Raw genomic sequence first — 7,023 nt, 5'->3', positions numbered from 1 at the left:
GCGGCCGGAACAGTGACAGGACTGCTTCATACGGTCTTTGAAATCCCTGCTATTCTGGCAGGAATTCTGACTCAGATCGGATTATGGTCTATTAACCTGCGCATCATGGGCGGAAAGAGCAATGTGCCTCTTTTAAAGACTGAGACCATATTTATAAATTTTATTGATATGACGGGAATGAACAGACAGGCAGCATCTCTGGTCATCGGAATCGGCATTTCCATTGCAATAAGCGTGATTCTTTACTGGTTTTTCGGAACAGAAATCGGAAGCGCCATGCGGGCTACGGGTAACAATGAAGCCATGATCCGGGCTCAGGGCGTAAATACCAACATGACCAAGCTTTTGGCCCTTGCCCTCAGCAACGGTCTGGTGGGACTGTCAGGCGGATTGGTCTGCCAGAGCCAGAAATATGCGGATATTGGAATGGGAACCGGAGCCATTGTCATTGGTCTGGCTGCCATTGTCATTGGAGACGTGCTTATGGGGCGGATGCGTTCCTTTGGAAGCAAGCTGGCTTCTGCCATTGTGGGCTCTGTCATTTATTTCGTCATACGTGCCGTGGTTTTAAGAATGGGTATGGATGCCAACGATATGAAACTGTTATCGGCATTCATCGTGGCCGTAGCCCTTTGTGTTCCGGTTATGGTGAGAAAATGGCGTCTTAAGAAATCTTATACAGAAGGAGTATAACCATGCTGGATATAAAAAACGTCAAAAAGACTTTCAATAAGAATACGATTAATGAAAAGAAAGCGTTAAACGGCATTGACCTCCATTTGAATGAAGGGGATTTTGTCACCGTAATCGGCGGAAACGGAGCCGGAAAGTCCACCATTTTAAATATGATCGCCGGTGTTTATCCCATTGATTCCGGAAGGATTGAAATTGACGGAGTCAACATTTCAAGGGAACCGGAGTATAAACGTGCCAAATACATCGGAAGAGTGTTCCAGGACCCTATGCTGGGAACAGCTGCAGGAATGGAAATCCAGGAAAATATGGCCCTGGCTTACCGCAGGGGACAAAAAAGAGGCCTTGGCTGGGGAATTAAAAACAGTGAAAAGGGATTTTATCACGAATCCTTAAAAAAACTGGGTTTAGGACTTCAGGACCGGATGACAAATAAGGTAGGACTCCTTTCCGGAGGCCAGAGGCAGGCCCTCACCCTTTTAATGGCAACTTTACAAAAGCCAAAGCTCCTTCTTCTTGATGAACATACGGCGGCCCTTGATCCCAAAACTGCTAAAAAGGTTCTGGAAATCACAGAAGAAATTGTGGGAGAGCAGAAGCTTACCACTCTTATGATCACCCATAACATGAAGGATGCCATCCACATCGGAAACCGTCTTGTCATGATGCATGAAGGCCGGATCATCTATGATGTTTCGGGAGAAGAAAAGGCAAAGCTGGAGGTGGAAGACCTCCTCAGAAAATTCGAAGAAGCCAGCGGCGGAGAATTCGCCAATGACAGAATGATGCTGGCAAAATAGTCTTTTTTCATCTCATTTTCACAGTTCTGTAACATAAAATTAATAATTTTCTACGTTGCAAATATCGCAAACATTGACAAATTATGATATAATGTGCAGACAGGCTCGGTCTGAACCGGACTTCTTTTAAAGATTGAAGATGGAGAAAAACGCAGAATGGAAAACAAAGACGAACAAAAAGATTACGTAATCCGTTTGGATAGAGCACGTAAGAGAAATAAACAGGATGACCGTAAAAAGCTTCTCATATACGGAGGAGGAGCGGCTCTTTTCCTGATCCTGGCTTTTGCCGCAAGCTCTGCCATGAAAAAGGGCGCTTCAGCAGGTCCGGCCCCATTGGCTACCGGCTCAGAGGCCCTGGCCGTTGAATCGGAGGCTCTGATTCAGTCAGAAGAAGCTGAATCTTTGGCAAAGGAAGCCGAGGAAAAGGCAAGAGTGATCAGTTCCTATTCAAATCTGGGAATTGTACAGGTATCCGGCTACTTAAATGTAAGAAAGGAGCCGGGAACAGAGGCAGATGTAGTTGGAAAGCTGCAGGGAGACAGTGCCTGCGAGATTTTAGAGACTCTGGATTCCGGTTGGTACCGCATATCCTCAGGCGGAATTGAAGGCTATATTCACTCCGAATACGTTCTGTCCGGAGAGGACGCCAAGAAAAAGGCAGAAGAGCTGGTTAAGCTGAGAGCCATTGTTCAGGTTGACAACTTAAACATCAGAAAAGAACCCTCCATATCTTCGGATGCAGTGGGACAGGGTTTGATGAATGAGCGTTATGAGGTCATAGACCAGACGGAAGGCTGGGTTCAGATTCCTTCCGGATATATGTCAGCAGACTATGTGAAGCTGGAATATTCCCTCAACGAGGCGAGAAAACTGGATTTAAAGGCCATGATCTTTAATATGTATAAGAACATCGGCATTTCCAATGTAGATAATTATTTAAATGTCCGGGAAGAGCCCAGCGAAAGCGGAAAGGTCATTGCAAAGATGCCCAGCAAGGCTGCCGGTGACATTCTGGAAACCCTGGAAGGCGGCTGGTACAAGATTCAGTCAGGCCCCATTACCGGCTATGTGAAGTCAGATTATATTCTGACTGGTCAGGCGGCAAAGGATGAGGCCATGAATGTGGCCGAGCTCATGGCAATCGTCAATACGGATATGCTCAATGCCAGGACAGAGCCATCCACAGAGTCCAAGATATGGACACAGATATCCAATAATGAACGTTATCCTGTATTACAGCAGATAGATGGATGGATTCAGATTGAGCTGGAAGAAGACAGCAGCGCTTATGTGTCTACAGATTTTGTGGATGTGCGGTATGCTCTTCCTCTTGCGATCAAATTCTCTCCGTTGGAGGAAAAAGCTAATGCCGAGAGTTCCATGCGGACCCAGATGGTTAACTATGCCCTCCAGTTTTTGGGCAATCCCTATGTATGGGGAGGAACCAGCCTGACAAAAGGGGCTGACTGTTCCGGCTTTACCTTGTCCGTTTATTCCCGTTTTGGCATCGGACTTCCCCACTATTCCGGCGCTCAGGCAGGCATGGGCAAGGCGATCAAGTCTGCTGATATGAAGCCCGGAGACTTGCTTTTCTATGCCAACAGCGGCGGAACCATTAACCACGTTGCCATGTATATCGGAAACGGACAGGTAGTCCATGCAGCCAGCAGAAGAAGCGGCATTAAAATTTCCACATGGAATTACCGTTCTCCGGTGAGGATCAGAAATATAATCGGAGATTAATGAAAAATTAAACTCCCGGATAAGAACCTGGTTAAATCTTGGTTTTTATCCGGGAGTTTTTGGCCTTCTCTCCTGGTTTTGCATATTTTCGCAGCTTTCTCCGCATCATAAGGAAACCACCAAATTTACAGCAAACAGGAGGTTTTTACGTTGAAAGATCGCGAATACAGCAAACAGAATCAGGACCAGAACCAGGACCAGGACAGAGACCGGGAAAATCCTGATCAGAAAAACCAGGATGGTTTAAACGAAGAAAAGACAAAAAAGGATATTGAGCAGAAAGAGGATGAAAAACTGGAGGAATACGGCCAGATTACCTTAGATGACAATGCCCGCAGGCGGAAGATTCATCTGATCACCATTATCGGTGAGGTGGAAGGGCATGAAAATTTATCCAGCAACAGCAAAACCACAAAGTATGACCATATTCTGCCAAAGCTAGCAGAAATTGAGGATGACGATTCCGTGGAAGGGCTTTTAGTCCTGTTAAACACCTCAGGCGGCGATGTGGATGCAGGGCTGGCTATTGCAGAAATGATCGCCTCTTTGAGCATCCCAACGGTTTCTCTGGTGCTGGGCGGAAGCCATTCCATCGGAGTGCCTTTGGCTGTGTGCACCGATTATTCCTTTATTGTACCCACGGGAACTATGATGGTTCATCCGGTGCGGATGACAGGAATGGTTATCGGCGCATCTCAGACCTATGAGTATTTTGAAATGATTCAGGACAGGATTTTAAAATTTGTATCCAGCCATGCAAAAATCGCTTACGACCAGTTAAAAAGGCTGATGCTGAATACGGAAATGCTCACCAGAGACTTGGGAACTGTGCTGGTGGGAGAGGAAACCGTAAAGGAGGGTCTGATCGACGAGGTAGGCGGAATCAAGGATGCCTTGAGAAAAATATATGAGCTCATGGAATCTGCTTCTTCTTAATCGTTGCAATTCTCCCGTTTTTTTTGTATACTGGATATCTAAGGAAACACCCTGCGGGTATACCATTATGCCCGGAGAGTGTTGGCAATAATAAGGAGACCATGGCAGAAGGGAGAAGTATTGTGCCTGAGACGACGAAGAAAAAGACAACAGCAAAAAGCGGGACAAGAGGAACATCCCAAAAGCGCGGGCAGGAAGGCAGAAAGAACGGGAGAGCAAAGAATACCGGGGGCGGAAGAAATGTAATTCTTCCGGAACCGGAATTTATACATTCAGAAGTAGCCATTATTATGTCATTTGCGGCTGCAGCCATTTTGTTTTTAAGCAATTTTCATTTATGCGGTGTGGTGGGAGATTTCCTGCGGGGAATTCAGCTTGGTTTATTTGGCGGCGTGGGCTATATTGCCCCGGTGCTGCTGTTTGCAGCCACCGCTTTTTATCTGTCCAACCGGGGAAATCCCAGAGCGGCATTTAAGATGGCCTCTTCCATATTGGCCTTGGTTTCCCTGTGCGGATTTTTACAGCTCCTTTTGGGGGCCAGGACCGGACAGGGTACAAGCCTTATGGAAATATACTCAGAAGCCGCTGCAAGCGGAAGAGGCGGCGGCTTAATCGGCGGCCTTTTAGCCGAGGGCCTGACAGCCATCATCGGTGTGGTAGGCGCTTATCTGGTTATGGCCGGGCTTGTCATTATTTCCGCAGTCTGTATTACGGAAAAATCCTTTGTGGGAGCCGTAAAAAAGGGAGGCGGAACGGCATACCGCCATGCCAGGGAAAATATGGATCTGCATATGGAAATTCATGCAGAGAGACAGGAGGAGCGCAGAAGGCTCCGGGAGGAAAAAAGGCTTCGGGGAGTCAATTTAGAGTCCACAAAGCTGGAAGAGATGCCGGAGGAGGAGCCTTCTTTGGTATTGCCAAGAGAGGAACCCTCTCCGGTGCTGAGAGAGCCGGAACATATAGCTGATTTGGCAGAGGACATTGACAGCCAGATGGAGCGTCTGTATCCTGATTCCAACCCTGCCGACGTGTTTTGCGGCAGCATTTCTCCCAAGCCTGAGGAGGGAGAGGTTCCCTTTGAACCCGATGAAGCGGTACCTTCCTTCTATATGAAGAAGGAAACCAGAACATTAAAGGAGATGGAGGTTGTGGAGGACGACTTCTACCCCATAGAACAGCCTCCTATGGATATGTTTTCCACCCCTGAGGAGCCTAAGAGAGTGGTCACTGCTTCCGGCAAGATCATTGAAACGGATACAGAGGCTCTCCAGAAAAAACTGGAAAAGAAACGGGCGGAAGCAGCGGAAGACGGGGAGTTAAGCCTTGCCAAGGAAATCATCCAGAAGCAGGAGGAAGTGAAAAAGGAATATCAGTTCCCGCCTCTTACTCTGCTGAAAAAGGGAAAGGCATCGGTCTTTTCCGACCGGGAATACAAGGAAACTGCCATCAAGCTGCAGAAGACCCTTCAAAATTTCGGCGTAGGAGTTACGGTGACCAATATAAGCTGCGGACCCTCTGTAACCAGATATGAGCTTCATCCGGAGCAGGGCGTCAAGGTCAGCAAGATTGTAAGTCTGGCAGATGATATTAAATTAAGCCTTGCGGCTGCGGATATCCGTATTGAAGCCCCTATTCCGGGAAAATCTGCTGTGGGGATTGAGGTTCCCAACAAGGATAACAACCTGGTTTATTTCCGTGATATTCTGGAGGCGGAAAGCTTTCAGAAACATCCTTCCAATATTGCCTTTGCGGTTGGAAAGGACATCGGAGGACAGGTGGTTGTTACGGATATTGCAAAAATGCCCCACCTTCTTATTGCCGGTGCAACAGGCTCCGGTAAATCGGTGTGTATCAATACCTTGATTATGAGCATTATTTTTAAGGCAAATCCTGAAGATGTAAAGCTGATCATGGTGGACCCCAAGGTGGTGGAACTAAGTGTTTACAACGGAATTCCCCATTTGCTTCTGCCGGTAGTCACTGACCCGAAAAAGGCTTCGGGAGCATTAAACTGGGCTGTGGCGGAAATGACGGACCGTTATAATAAATTCGCCCAGTACAATGTAAGGGAAATTAAGGGCTACAATGCAAAGGTGGAAAGCTTAAAGGATATTGAAGATGAAAATAAGCCGAAAAAGATGCCTCAGATTGTCATTATCATCGACGAGCTTGCAGACCTGATGATGGTGGCTCCCGGCGAAGTGGAGGATTCCATCTGCCGTCTGGCCCAGCTTGCAAGGGCTGCGGGCATTCACCTTGTTATAGCAACACAGCGGCCTTCTGTCAACGTTATTACAGGACTGATTAAGGCCAACGTTCCTTCCAGGGTTGCATTTGCAGTTTCCTCAGGAGTGGATTCCAGAACCATCATTGATATGAACGGTGCGGAAAAGCTTTTGGGAAAAGGAGATATGCTGTTTTACCCGGCAGGCTATCCAAAACCCATGAGGGTGCAGGGAGCCTTTATATCGGATTCTGAGGTTTCCAAGGTAGTGGAATTTTTGACGGAGCAGGGGATGACACCGGAGTATAACCCGGAGGTGGAAACGATGATTTCCCAGGCACCTGCTGCGGCTGAGGCCAAGGGCGGCGGAAATGACCGGGACGAATACTTTGTCCAGGCCGGAGCCTTTATTATTGAAAAGGACAAGGCTTCCATCGGAATGCTGCAAAGAATGTTTAAGATCGGCTTTAACCGGGCTGCCCGGATCATGGATCAGCTTGCAGAAGCAGGCGTAGTGGGAGAAGAAGAGGGAACCAAGCCCAGGAAAGTGCTGATCAGTATGGAGGAGTTTGAAGAAATGCTGGAGCAGGGCTTATAGCCCGCGGAAGTATTTACATAAAAGGG

The 7,023-nt window shown here is 47.5% G+C and carries 5 protein-coding genes; all 5 read left to right on the top strand.

Features of this window, described 5'->3' with window-relative positions; all coding sequences use genetic code 11:
- The coding region (locus V7M78_RS21005) for an ABC transporter permease (protein ID WP_333652841.1) at nucleotides 1–693 on the top strand (693 nt) is incomplete at its 5' end.
- Nucleotides 694–695: 2 nt separating this feature from the next.
- Complete coding sequence (locus V7M78_RS21000; RefSeq protein ID WP_333652839.1) at nucleotides 696–1,493, top strand: ABC transporter ATP-binding protein; 798 nt, start codon at nucleotides 696–698, stop codon at nucleotides 1,491–1,493.
- 156 nt (nucleotides 1,494–1,649) lie between these two features.
- The gene (locus V7M78_RS20995; protein ID WP_333652837.1) at nucleotides 1,650–3,239 is read left to right on the top strand and encodes a C40 family peptidase; all 1,590 of its coding nucleotides are present in this window, start codon (nucleotides 1,650–1,652) and stop codon (nucleotides 3,237–3,239) included.
- 150 nt (nucleotides 3,240–3,389) lie between these two features.
- On the top strand, nucleotides 3,390–4,175 hold the full coding sequence (locus V7M78_RS20990; RefSeq protein ID WP_333652834.1) for a ClpP family protease: 786 nt from the start codon (nucleotides 3,390–3,392) through the stop codon (nucleotides 4,173–4,175).
- 101 nt (nucleotides 4,176–4,276) lie between these two features.
- Nucleotides 4,277–6,997 (top strand): DNA translocase FtsK 4TM domain-containing protein, encoded by a 2,721-nt coding sequence (locus tag V7M78_RS20985; RefSeq protein ID WP_442914686.1) that lies wholly within the window; start codon nucleotides 4,277–4,279, stop codon nucleotides 6,995–6,997.
- Nucleotides 6,998–7,023 lie beyond the last annotated feature (26 nt).

The sequence above is a fragment of the Lacrimispora sp. genome (assembly GCF_036758025.1).
GTDB lineage: Bacteria > Bacillota > Clostridia > Lachnospirales > Lachnospiraceae > Lacrimispora.
Note: the sequence above shows the minus strand (reverse complement) of the source record. Positions and strands in the feature narration are given on the sequence as shown.

Bases quoted from the DNA above. Each gene is read 5' to 3' on its own strand.
- V7M78_RS20985 (WP_442914686.1), top strand. From the start codon at position 4,277: ATGGCAGAAGGGAGAAGTATTGTGCCTGAGACGACGAAGAAAAAGACA.
- V7M78_RS20995 (WP_333652837.1), top strand. From the start codon at position 1,650: ATGGAAAACAAAGACGAACAAAAAGATTACGTAATCCGTTTGGATAGA.
- V7M78_RS21000 (WP_333652839.1), top strand. From the start codon at position 696: ATGCTGGATATAAAAAACGTCAAAAAGACTTTCAATAAGAATACGATT.